Genomic DNA, 17,239 nt, shown 5'->3' with positions numbered 1-17,239 from the left:
GGGGCCTCTCATGAGCCTGATGGTTCATACCACTATGTGGATGATCATCACACGGTGGTGGCTTCCTCCGCCACGTCGAGCCGCGAGTGCGCGGCGAGGGCCTGCAGCGCGCGCATCGCGGCGCCCGCGTGGTTGCCCCAGGTGTTGAAGTAGGAGTACTGCCACCACCACAGCGCCTCGTGCGGACGGCCCGCGTGGAAGTGGCGCAGCCCGTGGATGAGATCGGCGGCCACCGCGGTCAGATCGTCCGACAGCCGGTACGGCGTGACCGACGTGTCCTTGTACGGGTCGAACACCTCGGCGTAGTCGTCGACCGCCTCCAGCCGCTCGGCCAGCGCCGTGCGCACGCCGTCGATGTCGGGGTCCTCGCTCATCGGCGGCTCGTAGTTGCCCGAGAGGATCACGTCGCGGTTGGCGCCGAGCTTGGCCCCGGCCAGGCTCACCTGTGCGACCTCCACCAGGAGCAACGACCAGATCGCGTCGCCGCCCTCACCGCCGGCGACCCTGGTCAGACCGTCGACGTAGTTCTGCGCGTGCGCGGCGATCTCTTCGGCGAGCACATCCCACATATCAGACATCCAGGAGCCTCCGTCCTTCGAAAGCACGGCCCAGGGTCACCTCGTCGGCGTATTCGAGGTCACCGCCCACCGGCAGGCCGCTGGCGAGTCGTGTCACTTTGATGCCCATCGGCTTGACCAGACGGGCGAGGTAGGTAGCGGTCGCCTCGCCTTCGAGATTGGGGTCGGTGGCGAGGATGAGCTCGGTGACCCGCCCGTCGGCCAGGCGCGTCATGAGCTCGCGGATGCGCAGGTCGTCGGGGCCGACACCGTCGATCGGGCTGATCGCGCCGCCGAGCACGTGGTACGTGCCGCGGTATTCGCGCGTCTTCTCGATCGCGACGACGTCCTTCGACTCCTCGACCACGCAGATGACGTGCGTGTCGCGCCGCGGGTCGCGGCAGATGCGGCACTCCTCCTCGGAGGCCACGTTGCCGCACACCCGGCAGAAGCGCACCTTGTCCTTGACTTCGAGCAGCGCGTGCGCCAGCCGCCTGACGTCGGCCGGATCGGCCGCCAGCAGGTGGAACGCGATGCGCTGCGCGCTCTTGGGACCGACGCCGGGCAGCATGCCGAGCTCGTCGATCAGGTTCTGGACGACCCCCTCGTACATGCCTAGAACCCTGGCAACTGTCCGAGTCCGCCGCCGCCCAGACCTTGGGCGAGCGGGCCGAGCTTCTCCTGCTGCAGGTCGGCGGCGGCGCGCACCGCGTCGCGGACGGCCGCGATCACCAGGTCGGCGATCGTGTCGGCGGTGTCCTGCGGGTCGGCCGCGTCGATCACGCTCGGGTCGATCTTGAGTTCGAGCAGCTCACCTGAGCCGTTGACGACGGCCGTGACCATGCCGCCGCCTGACGAGCCCTCGATCTGCGCGTCGTTGAGCTCCTGCTGGGCGCTCACAAGCTGCTGCTGCATGAGCTGAGCCTGCTCCAGCAGCTGCTGCAGGTTGACATCCCCTGGGTTCACCGTCGTGCGCTCCTCGTGGCTCCGGTTCTTGACTGCCACGAGCCTACGGTGTTTGGGCGGCGTCATGTACTGGGAGGGCTCCCCATGTTTCCCTCCAGACATTCGTCACGGACCTTTGTCATGGCCGGATCTCGGCCCCCCTCCAGTGTCCGAGACCCGGCCATCACGTCGGACGGAGCGGCCGCACCACGCCGACGCGTGTTTCGGAACGCTAGTGCGCCCAACGTTGCACACACGTTGCGTTCATTCAATCACCCTTCGCAATCCCCCTGAACGGCTTGCGCATATCGCCGCCAGGGCGGATGCTCTTCTTGACTACTTGGAGTGACCGATGAGTTACGGCCATCTCGATGCGTACTCCCGCCTTCTACGCGGAGCACACGAAGCGGCAGCTACAGGACAGAGCTCGCCTGATTCGCCCCGCACTCTGATCACGGCGTCCTGGCGGAGATCGCTCGCGGCGGGGATCGACCCGGAAGGCCGGAGTGCCCCTTTGGTCTGCGAGTCCGCCGACGTCGTCGAGATCCGTGAGGCTCATCCGCTGCAGCCGCTGCTGCCGCTGCTCGCCCAGACACTCTCCGGCCTGGCGGACGAGACCGACCACGTCATGATCGTCACAGACCGTGACGGACGCGTGCTCTGGCGGGAGGGCAAAGGCGGCATCCTGCGCGATGCCGACCAGGTGGGCCTGGCCGACGGCCACCACTGGGGCGAGTACATGGCCGGCACCAACGGCATCGGCACCGCGCTCGCCACCGGCCGGCCGGTCCACGTCTACTCCGAGGAACACCTGATGCGGGTGCTGCACGTCTGGTCGTGCAGCGCGGCGCCGATCAGCGATCCTGAGTCGGGCAGCGTCATCGGCTGCGTCGACGTCAGCGGCATCGCGCGTTCCCTGCATCCCGCGACGGTCGCCCTGGTCAGCGCGACGGCCAAGCTGGCGGAGTCGCAGCTCGCCGTACGGATGCACGAGCGCGACGAACGCCTGCGCCGCCGCTACGAGTCCCTGCGCAACCGGGGAGGCATCCTGCTGTCCCCCACGGGCCGGGTCATCTCGGGCGATCCCATGGGCCGGCTCGGCGCCCGCCTCCCCCTGTCCGGCCGGCGCATGATCCTGCGCGACGGGAGCGTCGCCTTCCTCGAACCCTTCTGCGACGGCTACCTCCTGCGCGACACCCCGTCCGCGACGCCGCCCACCCTCCGCCTGACCTGCCTCGGCGAGGGCACCCCGACGGCCGACCTCGGCGACCGCGCATGCCCGCTCTCACTGCGCCACGCAGAGATCCTCGCCCTCCTCGCCCTGCATCCCCAGGGCCTGTCGGCCGACCAGCTCTCGTTCCACCTGTACGGCGACGACGGCAACCCGGTGACGATCCGGGCCGAGATCCATCGGCTGCGCAGCCAGCTCGGTGAGGTGCTGGCGGCCAAGCCGTACCGGCTGGTGTGCCCGGTCGAGGCCGACTTCCTCGGCCTTCGCCGGCTCCTGGAGTCGGGCGACACCGCCGCCCTGGCCCGCGCCTATCCCGGCCCGCTCCTGCCGCGCTCGGAGTCGCCGGACATCCGGCGCGAACGCGAAGAACTGGAAGCCCAGGTACGCGCGTGCCTCTTGCGCCACGGCTCACCCGACGACCTGTGGACCTACGCCCAGACCCCCAACGGCCGCGACGACTACCAGGTACTCGAACGCCTGTCGGCCCTTCCGCCGACGGACCCGCGCTCGGCCGCCGCCCGCGCCCGTCTCTTCCCCTGACCGCGTCGCGGGCGGGGAGAGCCTTCTGTCAGGTGTGGTCGATCTCGCCGATGACCTGGGCGCCGAGTTCGCGTTGCAGCAGGGCCATGCCGGAGACGGCGTCCACGTCGGCGTCGGCGTCGTTCAGCGGGTCGACTTCGTCGGCGTCGGCGGCCTTGTCACGGCCCGGGATCGCGCTCGGCCACGCCGCGGCGCCGCCCGCGCGCGAGCCGGGGGCACGCGGTCCCGCCTGAGCGGCCGCCTTGGCGGCCGACCGCGCGGCGGCCAGACCCGCTCCGACCGGCGCGCCGGCGGGCTGCCTGGCCGTCACGGTCTGGGTGGGGTCGGGGCTCGGCGGGGAACCGGGGCCGAGGTCGTCGGGCGCGTCGGGCCAGGACTCGTCGGTGGTCGGGGGCGCGGACGCGGCGGCCGGAGGTTGGCCCGGGTCCGGGGATGCCTGGTCGTCCTGGGAGCCGCCGTGGGAGGCGGACCGTCCCTGGGAGGTCGCGTGGACGCCCGCCCCGCCCTGCGGGCTGGTCGTCGCCTGGCCGGCGGCGGGGGCCACCTGTGGCGCGGGGTTGCCGTGGCCGCCCGACGGCGGCTGCTGGCGTACGGGGCCGCGGGCGGTCTGGGGCGCCGGAGAGCCGCCGACCACCGCCTCGACCCGCCAGGTGCCGCCGAGCACGTCGCCGAGCGCGGTCGCCACGACGGCGTCCTTGCCGCCGCCCGTGAAGTTCTTCATCGCGCCGACCTGGCTGAACCCGAGCGTGACCAGGTTGCCTTCGACGCCCAGGACCTGGGCGTTCGTACTGACGTTGGCCCAGACCACGATGCTGCGCTGCTTGAGCGCGGCCAGCACGGCGGGCCACTGCTGCTGCATGCCGCCCGCCCCGCCCGCGACCGGGCCGGACGCCGCCGCGGGGGCCGGAGCGGCGGAGGCCGGCGCGGGCGCGCCGGAGACCGCGGCCGCCGCCGAGCCGGGACGTACGGGCTCGGGCCAGTCGTCGGCCCCTCCGCCCGCCGGCCTCTGACCGTCGGCGGACGTCGCAGGCTCCTGAGCCGCCGCCTCGCGAACGGCCGTCACGGGCGTACCGACCGCGACAACCGGAGGGGCGGCGGCGGGAACGTGCACGTCGTCGCCGCCCGAAGCCGCCGGACGCGGGATCGTCACCGCGCCCGCCCTGGAGGCCATCTGGGCGACCGTGCCGCCGCGCTCCAGGCGTTCGAGCCGGGCGAGCAGGGACGCCTCGCCCTGCGAGGCGCCCGGCAGCAGGACGCGCGCGCACATCAGTTCGAGCAGCAGCCGCGGCGAGGTGGCGCCCCGCATCTCGGTGAGCCCCGCGTTGAAGATCTCGGCCGCACGGGTGAGCTCGGCGGGCCCCATCGAGGACGCCTGTTGCACCAGCCGCTCCAGCTCGTCGGCGGGACGGTCGAGCAGCCCGCTCGACGCCGCCTCGGGCACGTTGGCCAGGATCACCAGGTCGCGGAAGCGCTCCAGCAGGTCGGAGGCGAAGCGGCGCGGGTCGTGGCCGCCCTCGATCACCCGGTTGACCGCCTGGAACACCTCGCCCCCGGCGCGCGCGGCGAACGCGTTGACGACCTCGTCGAGCAGGTCACCGTCGGTGTAGCCGAGCAGGGAGACGGCCTTGGCGTAGGTGATGCCGTCCTCCTCGGCCCCGGCGAGGAGCTGGTCGAGGATGGAGAGCGAGTCACGCGCCGAGCCGGCGCCCGCGCGTACGACCAGCGGCAGGGCGGGCGGCTCGAAGGGCACGCTCTCGGAGGTGAGGATCTCCTCCATCAGCGCCTTGAGCGTCGCCGGCGGCATCAGCCTGAACGGATAGTGGTGCGTACGCGACTTGATGGTGCCGATGACCTTTTCCGGCTCGGTCGTCGCGAAGATGAACTTCAGGTGCGGCGGAGGCTCCTCGACGAGTTTGAGCAGCGCGTTGAAACCCTCGCGGGTCACCATGTGCGCCTCGTCGATGATGTAGATCTTGTACCGTGCCGACACGGGCGCGAAGAAGGCGCGTTCGCGCAGGTCGCGGGCGTCGTCGACGCCACCGTGGGAGGCCGCGTCGATCTCGATGACGTCGAGGTGGCCGGGGCCGGTCGGGGCGAGCGCGATGCACGAGTCGCAGGTGCCGCAGGGGTCGGGCGTCGGGCCCTGCTCGCAGTTGAGAGAGCGGGCGAGAATCCGCGCGCTGGAGGTCTTGCCGCATCCACGGGGGCCGCTGAACAGGTAAGCGTGGTTGATGCGGCCCGTACGCAACGCCTGTCGCAGCGGATCTGTGACGTGTTCCTGACCCTTGACCTCGGCGAAGGTCCCGGGTCGGTACTTGCGGTAAAGCGCAAGGCTCATGCGACCATCCCGCCTGCGAGGGGGCTCTCAACGAAGAGACCCCCCGCACACCCGCCAGAGCCCGCTTATCCTTGCTGCCTTCCGGCCCTGGGGAGGTTCACAGGATGACGCCGCGCGAGGGGTCCCTGGACAGTCTAACCGGCCTCAGCAGTGCTCGCTCCACGGTTCGGGCCAAGCTCGTCCCGGAAAAAATCGCGGTCACCACAGTGCTGGAAGTCCGGTAAGCTCGTCGGCGGAGGATTCGCCTAGTGGCCGAGGGCGCACGCTTGGAAAGCGTGTAAAGGGCAACCTTTCAGGGGTTCAAATCCCCTATCCTCCGCCAGTTCGGAAGGGGTGTGCCGGGATCACGGCACACCCCTTCCGGCTTTCCCGCCCCGGTTTCCGTCGGGCGGGCCGGCACGCACGTTCGGTGAACCAGGGGCGGGCGGACGGCGTCATCAGCGTGTGAAACCCGCCCATTGGGCCGGCGTCGTCGTGGCGGCGGTCCTGCTTCTCACCGCGGTCGTCCTGGTTCCGGGTACGGTCGGCGGTCCTGCGCCGCCGGTGCCGGCTTCATGTCCACAGCGGTGGGACAGCGACGAGATCGGCCATTGGGTGCCGGTCGCCGCCGATTTCGACGGTGTCGAGGACTCGCTCGTGCCCGACACGCCGGCAAGCGCGTTGATCTGCGCCTACCCCGGGCGCAACTCGAATCCGGGCGGGGAGTCACTCGCCGGCTCACGGATCTTGACCGACCAGGCCAGGCTGATGGCCCACGACCTGGGCTATCTTCCCGTCGCCGCCGATCGCGTCGAGAGGATGTGCACGTTGACGGGCGGGCGGATGACCAACTACCTCGTCCGGTTCGCCTACCCCGACGGCCGGGCACTGTGGGTGGGCAGCGCCGAAGAGGTCAACTCCTGCGTCACCACGACCAACGGCACGGTCAACAGCAGTTCGTACGTCGGCCCCAGCATCACCGCCGCCTACCGCACCGGGACCTGGGCGCTCCTCCAACCGAAGGACCCTTGCACTCCGGCGACCGGACGACGGGGTCAGAATGAGCAGATGGTCCCCGACGGGCCGATCAAGGTGCTGGTCTGCCGGAACGACCAAGGCGGGATCCCCACACCCCGCCCGTCTCACGGGCCGGCGCACGGGGAGCGGCAGGCGCGCGAGCTGGCGGCCGAGCTGAACGCACTGGACGCCGAACCGGGCGGCAACACGTGCGGGGAGGTCGGTGACGGACAGGAGATGTTCCTCCTGCACTTCGGTTATGCGGAGGGACCGCCGGCCTGGGTACGGATCATTCCCCGTTGCCGCCCCTCGGTGAGCAACGGGATGCTGGTGGGGGATCTGGACGACGTGCTTCTCGATCGGGTGGGTCGGCTGGCGCCGCCTGGCTGAGGTACTGCCCCTGCCGACTCTGACAAGTCGCATTCCTGCGGGTTCGGTGTTCTTCTATGGTCCTGTTCATGGAGGACCTGTTCGGAAGCGCTGCGCCGTACTACGCCAGATACCGCCCGGGCTACGGCCCGGCGACGACAGAGCACCTGGCGACGACGCTCGGGGCGGACGGGCGCGTACTGGATCTCGGCTGTGGCCCCGGGACGATCGCGATCCCACTGGCCCGCCGGACGAAGGCGGTCCTCGCCGTGGACCCGGCGAGGGAGATGCTCGCGGAGGGCGGGCGGCTGGCCGAGGGGGTCGCCAACATCACCTGGCTACAGGGCGATTCGACCGTTCTGCGGGCGTTGCCGCCGTTCGACCACGTGGTGATGGGTCGGTCGTTCCATTGGATGGACCGCAGGTCCGTACTGGTGGACCTGGACGAGTTGCTACCGCCCGGCGGCGCGGTGGCCCTTGTCGGCCCGGCGCGGCAACCGGGAGAGCCGTGGCAGCCGGACGCGCAACCGTGGCAGCCGATCGAGAGGCGGGTGTGCGAGGAGTTCGGCCTCGACATCCACAGCGCCGCCAACTCCTTCCACGCCACCGGCGAGCACCACGACGACGTCCTGGCCGCCTCGCCCTTCTGCGGCCTGGAATCCCGGGTGTTCACCCGAAGCCTGACCTGGGACGTGGACGGACTGATCGGCCTCCAGCTCTCCTACTCCTACAGCTCGCCCGCCAGGCTCGGCGACCGGCTGCCCGCCTTCGTCATGGCGCTGCGACGAGCGCTCCTCGACGACAATCCCGCGGGCCGGTGGGAGCAGCGACTGGCCACCGAAGTGCTGGTCGCCAGGCGGCCCGGGCGCTGACTCGCTCTTGGACCGACAGGTCGTCAGGGCGTTGTGCAGGGCGTCGAGGCCGTCGTGGAAGATGGTGGTGAACCGGCCGACCGCCTCGCTCTCGCTCACTCCCGTCGGCGTGAAGCATCCGGGCCACTGCACCTCGCGTCCTCGCGGCCGGGGACCGGGTGGACGCGCAGCGTCGAGAGGTAGCCGGTCACGGGGAAGGGCGCTTCGATGACGGCGTAGGTGTAGTGACGCGGCCGCCCTGATGCTGACGCCGTACCACTCGCGAGTCACCACGTCCGGGGACGCCCGAACCGCATGTGGCCGCCCGGGTCCTCTACGCCGAGGAGACCTGGACGGGCCGACGCAAGGACGGCGGAGGAAAACCCTGGAACGGATGGCGAGAACGAGATTCGTCAGGATATCTTGACGGCTATGACTTTGAGCATTGCCGATCTTCCCGGCCATGAGGGGTTCGCCGCGCCCGTTCTGCCCGACGGGGAGCTGGCTTCGACGTCCAGCGCCTTCACCAGGACGTACGTCGGATACCAGGCCGCGTGTTCGTGCGGGTGGGCTGATCGGCGGCGGTATCCGGCGACGCCGGAGGGGGCCAAGGAGGCGGAGTACCGGTGGTGGAGCAGGCACACGCCTCCGCTGCTCGCCGCCGCCCCGCCCAGCTGGCTGGTGACCAAGTCGAACCTGCTGTGCGAGCAGGTCGTGAAGCTCTCGGCCGATCGTCCGCTGGCCGCGCTCACCCTGCTGTCCCAGGTGGAGAGCTGGCAGCGGACGCTGCTCGACCAGGCCGTCGCCGGAGCGCGGGAGAACGGCGCCTCCTGGGCGGACATCGGGGAGGCCATGGGGATCTCCAAGCAGGCGGCCCACGAGCGCTTCAGGACCCAGGTGCCCCAATAGGGCCCATGCGCCTCCGAAAGCCTCTGTCAGGCCGGCACGAGGGCCTTCGAACGGTCGGCGACCATGCGTACGGCGAAGATGCCGAGCACCGTGCCCATCGCGTACCGCTGCACCCGCAGCCACCCCGGACGCCGGGCGAGGAAGGCGGCGAGGCCGCCGGCCGAGACCGCGATCAGCGCGTTGACGAGCGTGCCGATCGCGATCTGCACCGAGCCGAGCGCGAGGCTCTGCAGCAGCACGTGTCCCATGGCCGGGTCGATGAACTGCGGGAGCAGCGACAGGTACAGGATCGCGATCTTGGGGTTCAGCAGGCAGGTGAACAGCCCCATGGCGAACAGCTTCCGCGGCCGCTCGGCCTCCAGTTCCCGGGGCTGGAAGACCGACGCGCCGCCCGGCCTGACCGCGTTCCAGGCCATCCAGAGCAGGTACGCGGCCCCGGCCAGCTTGAGCACCGTGTAGGCCACCGGCACGTACGCGAACACGGCCGTCAGCCCGAGGCACGTCGCCGTCAGGTACACCATGAACCCCAGCGCGACGCCGATGAGCGAGATCAGTCCGGCGCGACGCCCCTGACTGATCGAGCGGGACACCAGATAGATCATGTTCGGCCCTGGCGTCAGAACCATGCCCAGGGACACCAGCGCGATCCCGATCAACCCACCCGTCATGGCGGCAGATTAACCGACAAATACCCGAAAATCCTACTCCCGTACATTGCTCTGCGTAATCGCCCGACTGCGGGGGATGATTCAGGGTATGCAGTTCGACGATGACGCCCCACTCGACCCCTCACAGGTCGAGGACGTCCGCGCCTCCGGCCCCCAGCCCGGCCGCGGCGGCGGCGGTTGGGGCGGGATGCCGGGCGGCGGCTGCATGTTGCCCATCGGCGGACGCGGCGGCGGCTGCCTGCTGCTGGTCCTGGCGGTGGCCGGGCTGTTCCTGTTCAAGCTCGCCCCCACGCCCTTCCGCGGCGACGAAGGCGGCGAGCAGGGCGGCGGACGCTACCCGAGCGCCCCCGGCCAGCTCTCCCCCAGCGGCAACCTCGCCGAACGCTGCCGTACGGGCGCCGACGCCGACCAGTCGGAGGACTGCCGGATCGTCGGCACGGTGAACAGCATCCAGTCCTACTGGCGGCAGGCGTTCAAGGAACGTGACAAGGAGTACACACCGGCCAAGACCGTGCTCTTCTCGCGGGCCGTGAACACCGGCTGCGGCCCCGCCGACTCGGCCGTGGGCCCGTTCTACTGTCCGAGCGACCGCAAGGTCTACCTGGACCTGGCCTTCTTCGACACGCTCCAGCGCGACTTCGGCGCCGAGGGCGGCCCGTTCGCCCAGGCGTACGTCGTCGCCCACGAGTACGGCCACCACGTCCAGAACCTGCTCGGCACCATGGACAAGGTCGGCAACAACAGCAGGCCGGGCGCCACCAGCGCGTCCGTACGCCTGGAGCTGCAGGCCGACTGCTACGCCGGCGTCTGGGCGCACAACGCGGTCAAGACGGGCTTCTACCGCGAGCCGTTCACCCAGGCCGACATCAACCAGGCCCTCGACGCCGCCGCGGCGGTCGGCGACGACAGCATCCAGCGCCGCTCCCAGGGCCGCGTCACCCCCGACGCCTTCACCCACGGCACCTCGCAACAACGCGAGAAGTGGTTCGGCGTCGGCTACGACACCGGCGTGCCCGAGAGATGTGACACCTTCTCGGATGGCATCTAGGCGGCCCGTCGGGGAAGCTCTCTAGCGGGCAGCACCCAGAAGGGACGTCAGATATGGATTTCAAGGACGACGTCAACCTCGACTCGTCGCAGGTCGAGGACGTCGGCGGTCGCGGTGGCGGCGGGTTCTCGGGCGGCGGCTTCCCCGGCGGCATGGTCCTCGGGGGCGGCGGCATCGTCGGCCTGATCGCCTTAGTGCTGGTGTTCGTGCTCAACAACCTGGGCGGCGGCGGTGGCGGCGGCGGCGAGCCCGCGCAGAAGCAGCCTCCGGCCAAGCTCTCCGAGGAGTGCAAGACGGGCAAGGACGCCGACCAGTCGGAGAAGTGCCGCGTCGTGGGCGTGGTCAACAGCATCCAGGACTACTGGAAGCAGGAAATTTCGGGCTATCGGACGTCGAAGACGGTCCTGTACTCCGGCAGCCTCCGTACCGGGTGCGGCGCGGCCAGTTCCGCCGTCGGCCCGTTCTACTGTCCCGGCGACCAGCGCGTCTACCTCGACCTGAGCTTCTTCGACCAGCTCCACAGCCAGTTCGGCGCCAAGGGCGGCCCCTTCGCCCAGGCGTACGTGATCGCCCACGAATACGGCCATCACGTCCAGGACCTGCGCGGCGCCCTCCAGTCGGACACCGGCAGTTCGGTCCCCGTCGAGCTCCAGGCCGACTGCTACGCCGGCGTCTGGGCGCAGAACGCCGTCAAGACGGGCTTCTACGAAAAGCCCTTCACGCAGACGGAAATCGCCGAGGCCCTGGACGCCGCGGCCGCCGTGGGCGACGACAGAATCCAGCAACGCACGAGCGGCAGAATCGACCCCGAATCGTTTACGCACGGCTCGTCCGAGCAACGCGTCAACGCCTTCCAGCGCGGCTACCAAAACGGCCGTCCCGGCGACTGTGAACAGTCTGAGCTGGGCCGATAGTCCCAGACAACGCACGAGGTCGAATTCTCTCCTAAAATGAGGTGGGTGATCTTCAAGCTCGTCGGCGACGGACGCCCTTATCCCGAACACGGTCTGACGAACCGAGAGTGGGCGCAGATCCCTCCCAGGCAGGTCCGGCTCGACTCGTTGATCACCACGAAGGCCATGCTGGACCTGCATTCCCTGCTCGCCGCCGACTCCACTTTCTACGGCGACCTGTTCCCGCACGTGGTGCAGTGGAAGGGCGAGCTCTACCTCGAGGACGGCCTCCACCGGGCCCTGCGCGCGGCCCTGCACCAACGATCGATCCTGCACGCCAGGGTCCTGGATCTGCCCAGCTGAAACGCACCGGAAAAGGGAGCCGCCATTCGCGGCTCCCTTTTTCATGTGTCAACCTGATCGATGTGCCGTGCGTCACGCCCGCGTCTTTCAACATCATTTGGAGAATGCCGTGTCGTATCCACCGCCACATGGGCCGTGGCCGCCACCCGGATACGGCCCGCCGCACTACTCCTACCAACCGGTCCAGGAGTACTTCGAGGAGCCCGGACCGCTCGACAATCGCAACCTGATCGTGTTGCTGGCGATCGGGCTGCCGCTGCTGCTCCTCAGCGCCTGCGGCGCCCTGTTCTTCGTCCTGACCGACGACGGCCGCCCGGAGACCCGCGGCGGCCAGACGGTCCAGACGCAGGTCGTCGAGGACAGCCCGCCGGACATCCAGCTCAACCTCAACCCGCCGGCCGACGGGCCGACCCAGCAGCCCTGAGGGCAAAAGAAAAGGGCCTCCGAGGTCGTCGGAGGCCCGCTGGCGGTGGTGGTGGGATTTGAACCCACGGATGAGTTGCCCCATCACACGCTTTCGAGGCGTGCGCCCTCGGCCACTAGGCGACACCACCGCGGACGAGCTTACCGGATTCTCCGAGTAGCGAAGAACTCCTTGAGGACAACGGAGCATTCTTCGGCCAAGACACCCATGACGACCTCGGGCCGATGGTTGAGTCTCCGGTCGCGTACGACGTCCCAGAGCGAGCCCACGGCGCCGCCCTTCTCGTCCACGGCGCCGTACACGATCCGGTCGACCCGGGCGAGCACGGCCGCGCCCGCGCACATCGTGCACGGCTCCAGGGTGACCACCAGCGTGCAGCCGCCCAGCCGCCACTGCCCGCGCAGCGCGGCGGCCCGCCTGAGTGCGAGCACCTCGGCGTGCGCGGTGGGATCGGCGGCGGACTCGCGGTCGTTGCCCGCCGCGGCCAGCACCTCGCCGAGCGGGCCGAGCACGACGGCGCCGACGGGGATCTCGCCCCTGCCGCCGGCCGCGACGGCCTCGGCCAGGGCCAGGCGCATCGCTTCCTCGTGGGTCAACGCAACCGGTCGAGCTCGTCGGCGAACGACAGCCGTTCGGCGATCACCGAGAGGATGTCGGCGGGCAGCAGGCCCTCCTCCATGCTCAGCTCCAGCAGCTCCTCCGAGCTCACGCCGAGGTCGCTGAGCAGCTCGAAGTCACCGGCGGGACGGACGCCGAGCCCGTTGCCCTCCTTGTCGGGGACCACGCCGGCGAACTCGGCGAACAGCTCCCCCATGCTGTTGGAGGTGATCGCGTGCACGTCCGAGAGGAACACCCGGGGCTCGTCCTCGCCGCGGTAGCGGGCGATGGCGAACCATTCGTCCTCGACCTCAACGCAGAGCAGGGCCAGTTCGTCGCCCGTCAGGCCCAGAGTCTCGATGACGGCGTCAGCGAAATCGTCGACGATCTCCGCGTCGCGCAGGTCCACCTCTGCACCGGACCAGCCATCGGAAGTCCTGACAAAAGCCGCAGAGAAGGTGTTGGACGCCATGCCCGCACTCCAGGGGGTTCAGCCGAAGACCGATTCGATGGCACGCTCGAACGGCTCGGAGAAGCCGAGCCGCGCGGCGATGCTGGACAGCACATCTTCGGGGAGGAGATCGATGTCGCCGGAGAGGATGCCCAGCTCCATCTCGTCCAATCCGAGATCGGCGAAGATCGACAGATCTCCCGCCGGCAGCACGGTCTCCTCGTCCTGGAGGATCTCGTCGAGCTCCTCCTCGTCGGGAACCGGCACGTCGAGGTAGTGCAGCACCTGGCGGGCGAGCGGGAAGTCCCAGGAGGCGGCGATGTCGGACAGGAAGACGTCGACGCGGTCACCGAGCACGCGCAGCGCCACGAAGAACTCGTCGCCGACCGCGACCAGGGCGATCGTGCCGCTCTCGCTCGGCTGCTGCCTGAGGGCCTGGATCAGGCCCTGGAGGTCGGACGTGAGCGTGGCGGGCAGCAACTCCGCGTGCCACCGCTCGTCCTCGCGATAGATCACTATGGCGAAGTCGAGCGCATCTTCGTCTGTCATCGCCATCCCCACCCGAGCCTCTGACACGACAGGTTCGCACCAGACCCCAATCGTTCCAGAACAGGCCACGCGGCGTGTGCTTCTCCGACCAAATTGTGATCAAAACCAAAGGCCCGAGGTGCCACCACTCCGACCACCGGATACCGTTGGCCTCTATGGAAACCCTCGTCGTCGACCATCCGCTCGTGGCCCACAAGCTCACCACGCTGCGCGATGTCCGCACCGACTCGCCGACCTTCCGCAGGCTCGCGGACGAGTTGGTGACGCTGCTGGCGTACGAGGCGACGCGCGACGTACGGGTCACCGACGTGACCGTCCAGACCCCGGTCTCCCAAGCCCACGGTGTGCGCCTGGCCAAGCCCCAGCCGCTGGTCGTGCCCATCCTGCGCGCCGGGCTCGGCATGCTCGACGGCATGACGCGGCTGCTGCCCACCGCCGAGGTCGGCTTCCTCGGCATGATCCGCAACGAGTCCACCCTCCAGGCCGAGACGTACGCCACCCGCCTGCCCGACGACCTGTCCGGGCGTCAGTGCTTCGTCGTCGACCCGATGCTCGCCACCGGCGGCACACTCGCCGCGGCCGTGCAGTTCCTGTTCGACCGGGGCGCGGTCGACGTCACCGCCATCTGCCTGCTGGCCGCCCCCGAGGGCCTGGCGTACATGGACAAGGTGTTCGCGGGCTCCGGCAAGCCCATCCGCGTGGTCACCGCCGCCCTCGACGAGCGGCTCAACGAGAACGGCTACATCGTCCCCGGCCTCGGCGACGCCGGCGACCGCCTCTACGGCGTGGTCTGACCCTTCCATCGGCTCCCCTTCTCCTTACGCTGGGTCGTCACTTCGTTACATACTGTGGTTGGGTGGGTACGAAGAGACAGGAAGGGAACTTCCGCATGCGCGTGGGGGAAGCACGATGAGCGACATGCCCGGTGCCAGGGGTCCTCGTGAATGAGCGAGCGACCGGCAACAGCAGCGCCCCGTCTCATGCGACCGGCACAGGAGGGCGCATGAGCGAGCACACCGAGGCGGACCCGACCCCGTACGCGGAGGTGGAGGCCGCACTACGCGACGAGTTCGCCGGAGTGCATTCCTCCACCACCGTAACGCGCTGTGTGGAAGCAGCGCACTACGGCGCGCTGGAGGTCACTGGCTATGCGCATCCAAGCCTTGTGGAACGCATCGCCCGGAAGCACCTTCACGTCCTGGCGCTGGTCGCCAGCGAGCGTGGCTAAGCAAGATCAAAACTAACCCGCCAAGTTACCTTTACCCCCGCTACGGGGTGGGTAATGTATACGGCGGGTGGAGTGGGTTAGTGGCACGGAGGCGACAGTGCAGGTCAAAAGAGTCCTCACATACAGTGGTATCGCATTTGTGGCGTACTACCTGTTCGCACGACCAGCTGATGCCGCAGACGCGGTGAAGGGAGCGTTCGACACGGTGTTCAACGCGGCCGACTCTCTGGCCCAATTTGTGAACAACCTCGCATGAGACTGGTGACCCACGGGGACTCTGCTCCGTCGTCGGTCAACCGCTACCTCCTCCCCAATGAACAACAGGTCATCATGGTGCGGCGTCATCCCGCCGTGCTGCTGCGTCCGGTCGCCGAGGTCTTCGGCGGCCTGATCATCGCCGGGCTCCTCAGCAAGTTCTTCGGTGGCGGGGAGTCCGGCGGTACGGCGCTCGTCGTGGTGTGGTGGCTGTGGCTTCTGCTGCTCGTCCGCTTCGTATGGAAAGTCGCGGAGTGGTCGGTCGATTACTTTGTGGTGACGTCCAAGCGGATGTTGCTCACCACAGGGTTGATCACGCGCAAGGTCGCGATGATGCCGCTCGGCAAGGTCACCGACATGAGCTTCCAGCGATCTCTCCTGGGACGCATGCTCGGTTACGGCGAGTTCATCCTCGAGTCCGCTGGTCAGGACCAGGCTCTGTCAACGGTCGAGTACATTCCGTATCCGGAGACGCTCTACCTTGAGGTCTGCCAGATGCTTTTCCCCAGCAAGGACGAGAGCGACGATTAATCTCGGCGCGGCAAATTCTTCACGCGGGGATACCAGATTCGGCTACTTCATGCAATCATTGCGTGTTGTTGACCCTTCCCCGCCTTGAGAGATGAGATGCCGAGTCAGGGAACCATCGGTGACCGCGTCCGTGGACTGCGGCTGAACAGGCGGATGTCCCAGGCCCAGTTGGCCGGACCCGACCTGTCTGACAGTTATGTCTCGCTCATCGAGTCGGGCAAGCGTACGCCGACTCCTGTCGTGGCCCGCCTCCTCGCCGAGCGGCTGGGATGCACCACCGAGTTCCTCCTGCACGGCATCGAGCCCAGGCAGCGCATCGACACCGAGCTGGGTCTTCGCCATGCCGAGCTGGAGCTGCAGCACGGCGACCCCGCGGTGGCGGCCGACCGCTTCACGGAGATCGTGAAGGCGGCCGACGAGGAGAACGCCATGCTCACCGCGCACGCCCGCTTCGGCCGGGCCCGTGCGCTGGAGGTGCAGGGGCGTCTCGGCCAGGCCGTCGAGGCGTTCGAACGGCTGCGCAGGGAGGCCGCCGCGCATCCCGAGCGCCTGGCCGACCTGCCGCTCACGATCGCGCTGAGCCGCTGCTACCAGCGGGCCGGCGACCGGTTGAGGGCCCGCGACCTGGCCGCGTCCGCGCTGGAGCAGGCCGAGCGGCTGTCCATCTCGCAGGGCGAGATCGCGGTCGACCTGGCCACCGCTCTGGTCGAGGCGCGCAGCGAGCGTCAGGGCGACTCCCCCGAGCTCGAGTACGTCAAGCGGGTGCTGGACAACAGCGGCGTTCCTAAAGTTATGGACCGTTCCGAGGAGATCCACGCGCTGTGGCGGGCGAGCTCCGCCGCCGCCGCCGGGGAGGACTCCGCGCTGGCCGTGCGCCTGGCCGACGACGCCATCATGGCCGGCCGTCAGACCCGGCTGGCGCTGCAGCTCGCGCGGGCGGCCATGCACTGGTCCAGGCTGGTCACCGCGCCCCTCGACGAGGCCGAGCGGCTGGCCGCCGCCGCGTCGCGCGCCTTCGCCACCTCCCCCGGCAGTGTCCGCGAGCACGGCGAGAGCCTCGTCACGCACGCGCGGGTGCGGCTGCGGGCGGGCGACCAGGCGGGCGCCGCCGAGCTGGCCACCACGGCGCTGGGGCTGGCCCACGACGGTTCGGGCACCACGCCGGCCGAGGCCAACCTCGTGCTCGCCACCGTCGCGCTCGATCTCGACGGCAGTGCCACGACGCAGCTCCGTACCACGCACGAGATGCTCGACTCGCTCGACCGTCCGGTGTTCGGGTCCGACAGGCAGGCCGCCCGCTGCTGGCGCGAGCTGGGTGACCTCTATGGCCGGGTCGGGGCGAGAGCACAGCAGACCGCCGCATATCGTAAGGCCCTTGAAGCTGCCGGAGTTCGCTCGGCATTGGCAGGGGTGACGGTGGACGCCACGGTCGCGCACTGAACCTCCGGGAGCTCCAGATTTGGACTTTTGAGTCTGGAATAATTAGGGTCGACCAG

The 17,239-nt window shown here is 69.3% G+C and carries 20 protein-coding genes, 2 tRNA genes and 1 other RNA gene; 13 read left to right on the top strand and 10 right to left on the bottom strand.

What is annotated here, in order from left to right; all coding sequences use genetic code 11:
- Positions 1-47 precede the first annotated feature (47 nt).
- From ACIHAD_RS35540 to ACIHAD_RS35530, 3 genes are read right to left on the bottom strand one after another with little or no spacing between them, the layout of a single operon-like run.
- On the bottom strand, positions 48-578 hold the full coding sequence (locus ACIHAD_RS35540) for a DUF5063 domain-containing protein (protein WP_352362187.1): 531 nt from the start codon (positions 576-578) through the stop codon (positions 48-50).
- Positions 571-1,170, bottom strand: coding sequence for a recombination mediator RecR (gene recR / locus ACIHAD_RS35535; protein ID WP_397359097.1), 600 nt, complete (start codon positions 1,168-1,170; stop codon positions 571-573). Before recR ends, ACIHAD_RS35540 begins: the two co-directional genes overlap by 8 nt.
- A gap of 2 nt (positions 1,171-1,172) precedes the next feature.
- Positions 1,173-1,523 (bottom strand): YbaB/EbfC family nucleoid-associated protein, encoded by a 351-nt coding sequence (locus ACIHAD_RS35530; protein WP_125640519.1) that lies wholly within the window; start codon positions 1,521-1,523, stop codon positions 1,173-1,175.
- A 493-nt stretch (positions 1,524-2,016) separates the two neighbouring features.
- Between ACIHAD_RS35530 and ACIHAD_RS35525 the strand changes: the two genes are divergently transcribed.
- Positions 2,017-3,273, top strand: coding sequence for a GAF domain-containing protein (locus ACIHAD_RS35525; protein ID WP_397359096.1), 1,257 nt, complete (start codon positions 2,017-2,019; stop codon positions 3,271-3,273).
- Positions 3,274-3,301: 28 nt separating this feature from the next.
- On the opposite strand, the gene ACIHAD_RS35520 is transcribed toward ACIHAD_RS35525, so the two are convergent.
- Complete coding sequence (locus tag ACIHAD_RS35520) at positions 3,302-5,611, bottom strand: DNA polymerase III subunit gamma and tau (protein WP_397359095.1); 2,310 nt, start codon at positions 5,609-5,611, stop codon at positions 3,302-3,304.
- A gap of 31 nt (positions 5,612-5,642) precedes the next feature.
- An RNA gene (ffs, locus tag ACIHAD_RS35515) (signal recognition particle sRNA small type) lies at positions 5,643-5,738 on the bottom strand.
- A 107-nt stretch (positions 5,739-5,845) separates the two neighbouring features.
- Here ffs and ACIHAD_RS35510 point away from each other — a divergent pair.
- The 4 genes from ACIHAD_RS35510 (at position 5,846) to ACIHAD_RS35495 (ending at position 8,736) form a co-directional block, all read left to right on the top strand.
- A tRNA-Ser gene (locus ACIHAD_RS35510) sits at positions 5,846-5,933 on the top strand.
- Between the two features lie 122 nt (positions 5,934-6,055).
- Positions 6,056-6,997 (top strand): hypothetical protein, encoded by a 942-nt coding sequence (locus ACIHAD_RS35505; RefSeq protein ID WP_397359094.1) that lies wholly within the window; start codon positions 6,056-6,058, stop codon positions 6,995-6,997.
- Between the two features lie 68 nt (positions 6,998-7,065).
- Positions 7,066-7,848, top strand: coding sequence for a class I SAM-dependent methyltransferase (locus ACIHAD_RS35500; protein WP_397359093.1), 783 nt, complete (start codon positions 7,066-7,068; stop codon positions 7,846-7,848).
- 411 nt (positions 7,849-8,259) lie between these two features.
- Entirely contained in the window at positions 8,260-8,736 is a 477-nt protein-coding gene (locus ACIHAD_RS35495) for a hypothetical protein (RefSeq protein WP_397359092.1), read from the top strand.
- A gap of 26 nt (positions 8,737-8,762) precedes the next feature.
- Here ACIHAD_RS35495 and ACIHAD_RS35490 read toward each other — a convergent pair whose 3' ends face one another.
- Positions 8,763-9,404 carry a LysE family translocator gene (locus ACIHAD_RS35490; protein WP_397359091.1) on the bottom strand — a complete coding sequence of 214 codons (642 nt, stop codon included), beginning with the start codon at positions 9,402-9,404 and terminating at the stop codon, positions 8,763-8,765.
- Positions 9,405-9,492: 88 nt separating this feature from the next.
- Between ACIHAD_RS35490 and ACIHAD_RS35485 the strand changes: the two genes are divergently transcribed.
- The 4 genes from ACIHAD_RS35485 to ACIHAD_RS35470 all read left to right on the top strand — a co-directional run bounded on the left by ACIHAD_RS35485 (position 9,493) and on the right by ACIHAD_RS35470 (position 12,132).
- A complete protein-coding gene (locus ACIHAD_RS35485; protein WP_397359090.1) occupies positions 9,493-10,452 on the top strand; it encodes a neutral zinc metallopeptidase in 960 nt (319 codons plus the stop codon).
- A 53-nt stretch (positions 10,453-10,505) separates the two neighbouring features.
- A complete protein-coding gene (locus ACIHAD_RS35480) occupies positions 10,506-11,366 on the top strand; it encodes a neutral zinc metallopeptidase (RefSeq protein ID WP_397359089.1) in 861 nt (286 codons plus the stop codon).
- A gap of 45 nt (positions 11,367-11,411) precedes the next feature.
- Positions 11,412-11,708, top strand: coding sequence for a type II toxin-antitoxin system VapB family antitoxin (locus ACIHAD_RS35475; protein WP_357693414.1), 297 nt, complete (start codon positions 11,412-11,414; stop codon positions 11,706-11,708).
- A 109-nt stretch (positions 11,709-11,817) separates the two neighbouring features.
- A complete protein-coding gene (locus ACIHAD_RS35470) occupies positions 11,818-12,132 on the top strand; it encodes a hypothetical protein (protein ID WP_397359088.1) in 315 nt (104 codons plus the stop codon).
- Positions 12,133-12,172: 40 nt separating this feature from the next.
- On the opposite strand, the gene ACIHAD_RS35465 is transcribed toward ACIHAD_RS35470, so the two are convergent.
- The 4 genes from ACIHAD_RS35465 to ACIHAD_RS35450 form a co-directional block, all read right to left on the bottom strand.
- Positions 12,173-12,262: transfer RNA gene (locus ACIHAD_RS35465), tRNA-Ser, on the bottom strand.
- Between the two features lie 10 nt (positions 12,263-12,272).
- Positions 12,273-12,710, bottom strand: coding sequence for a nucleoside deaminase (locus ACIHAD_RS35460; protein WP_397359186.1), 438 nt, complete (start codon positions 12,708-12,710; stop codon positions 12,273-12,275).
- A gap of 14 nt (positions 12,711-12,724) precedes the next feature.
- Positions 12,725-13,138: a tRNA adenosine deaminase-associated protein gene (locus tag ACIHAD_RS35455; RefSeq protein WP_397359087.1), complete on the bottom strand. Its 414-nt coding sequence runs from the start codon at positions 13,136-13,138 to the stop codon at positions 12,725-12,727.
- An 81-nt stretch (positions 13,139-13,219) separates the two neighbouring features.
- Positions 13,220-13,735: a tRNA adenosine deaminase-associated protein gene (locus ACIHAD_RS35450; protein WP_397359086.1), complete on the bottom strand. Its 516-nt coding sequence runs from the start codon at positions 13,733-13,735 to the stop codon at positions 13,220-13,222.
- Positions 13,736-13,884: 149 nt separating this feature from the next.
- On the opposite strand from ACIHAD_RS35450, the gene upp reads away from it, so the two are divergent.
- From upp to ACIHAD_RS35430, 4 genes are all read left to right on the top strand, one after another.
- The gene (upp, locus tag ACIHAD_RS35445) at positions 13,885-14,523 is read left to right on the top strand and encodes a uracil phosphoribosyltransferase (protein WP_397359085.1); all 639 of its coding nucleotides are present in this window, start codon (positions 13,885-13,887) and stop codon (positions 14,521-14,523) included.
- 209 nt (positions 14,524-14,732) lie between these two features.
- Positions 14,733-14,957, top strand: coding sequence for a hypothetical protein (locus ACIHAD_RS35440; protein WP_352318442.1), 225 nt, complete (start codon positions 14,733-14,735; stop codon positions 14,955-14,957).
- A 252-nt stretch (positions 14,958-15,209) separates the two neighbouring features.
- Positions 15,210-15,743 (top strand): PH domain-containing protein, encoded by a 534-nt coding sequence (locus ACIHAD_RS35435; RefSeq protein ID WP_357973922.1) that lies wholly within the window; start codon positions 15,210-15,212, stop codon positions 15,741-15,743.
- Positions 15,744-15,839: 96 nt separating this feature from the next.
- On the top strand, positions 15,840-17,183 hold the full coding sequence (locus tag ACIHAD_RS35430) for a helix-turn-helix domain-containing protein (RefSeq protein ID WP_397359084.1): 1,344 nt from the start codon (positions 15,840-15,842) through the stop codon (positions 17,181-17,183).
- Positions 17,184-17,239 lie beyond the last annotated feature (56 nt).

Source organism: Nonomuraea sp. NPDC052265, from assembly GCF_044547985.1.
Lineage (GTDB): Bacteria > Actinomycetota > Actinomycetes > Streptosporangiales > Streptosporangiaceae > Nonomuraea.
This window is presented reverse-complemented; position numbering and strand designations above follow the sequence as displayed.

Coding starts and splice junctions, on each gene's coding strand:
- ACIHAD_RS35540 (WP_352362187.1), bottom strand. CDS start 578: ATGTCTGATATGTGGGATGTGCTCGCCGAAGAGATCGCCGCGCACGCG.
- recR (WP_397359097.1), bottom strand. CDS start 1,170: ATGTACGAGGGGGTCGTCCAGAACCTGATCGACGAGCTCGGCATGCTG.
- ACIHAD_RS35520 (WP_397359095.1), bottom strand. CDS start 5,611: ATGAGCCTTGCGCTTTACCGCAAGTACCGACCCGGGACCTTCGCCGAG.
- ACIHAD_RS35500 (WP_397359093.1), top strand. CDS start 7,066: ATGGAGGACCTGTTCGGAAGCGCTGCGCCGTACTACGCCAGATACCGC.
- ACIHAD_RS35495 (WP_397359092.1), top strand. CDS start 8,260: ATGACTTTGAGCATTGCCGATCTTCCCGGCCATGAGGGGTTCGCCGCG.
- ACIHAD_RS35490 (WP_397359091.1), bottom strand. CDS start 9,404: ATGACGGGTGGGTTGATCGGGATCGCGCTGGTGTCCCTGGGCATGGTT.
- ACIHAD_RS35485 (WP_397359090.1), top strand. CDS start 9,493: ATGCAGTTCGACGATGACGCCCCACTCGACCCCTCACAGGTCGAGGAC.
- ACIHAD_RS35480 (WP_397359089.1), top strand. CDS start 10,506: ATGGATTTCAAGGACGACGTCAACCTCGACTCGTCGCAGGTCGAGGAC.
- ACIHAD_RS35460 (WP_397359186.1), bottom strand. CDS start 12,710: ATGCGCCTGGCCCTGGCCGAGGCCGTCGCGGCCGGCGGCAGGGGCGAG.
- ACIHAD_RS35450 (WP_397359086.1), bottom strand. CDS start 13,735: ATGGCGATGACAGACGAAGATGCGCTCGACTTCGCCATAGTGATCTAT.
- upp (WP_397359085.1), top strand. CDS start 13,885: ATGGAAACCCTCGTCGTCGACCATCCGCTCGTGGCCCACAAGCTCACC.
- ACIHAD_RS35440 (WP_352318442.1), top strand. CDS start 14,733: ATGAGCGAGCACACCGAGGCGGACCCGACCCCGTACGCGGAGGTGGAG.
- ACIHAD_RS35435 (WP_357973922.1), top strand. CDS start 15,210: ATGAGACTGGTGACCCACGGGGACTCTGCTCCGTCGTCGGTCAACCGC.
- ACIHAD_RS35430 (WP_397359084.1), top strand. CDS start 15,840: ATGCCGAGTCAGGGAACCATCGGTGACCGCGTCCGTGGACTGCGGCTG.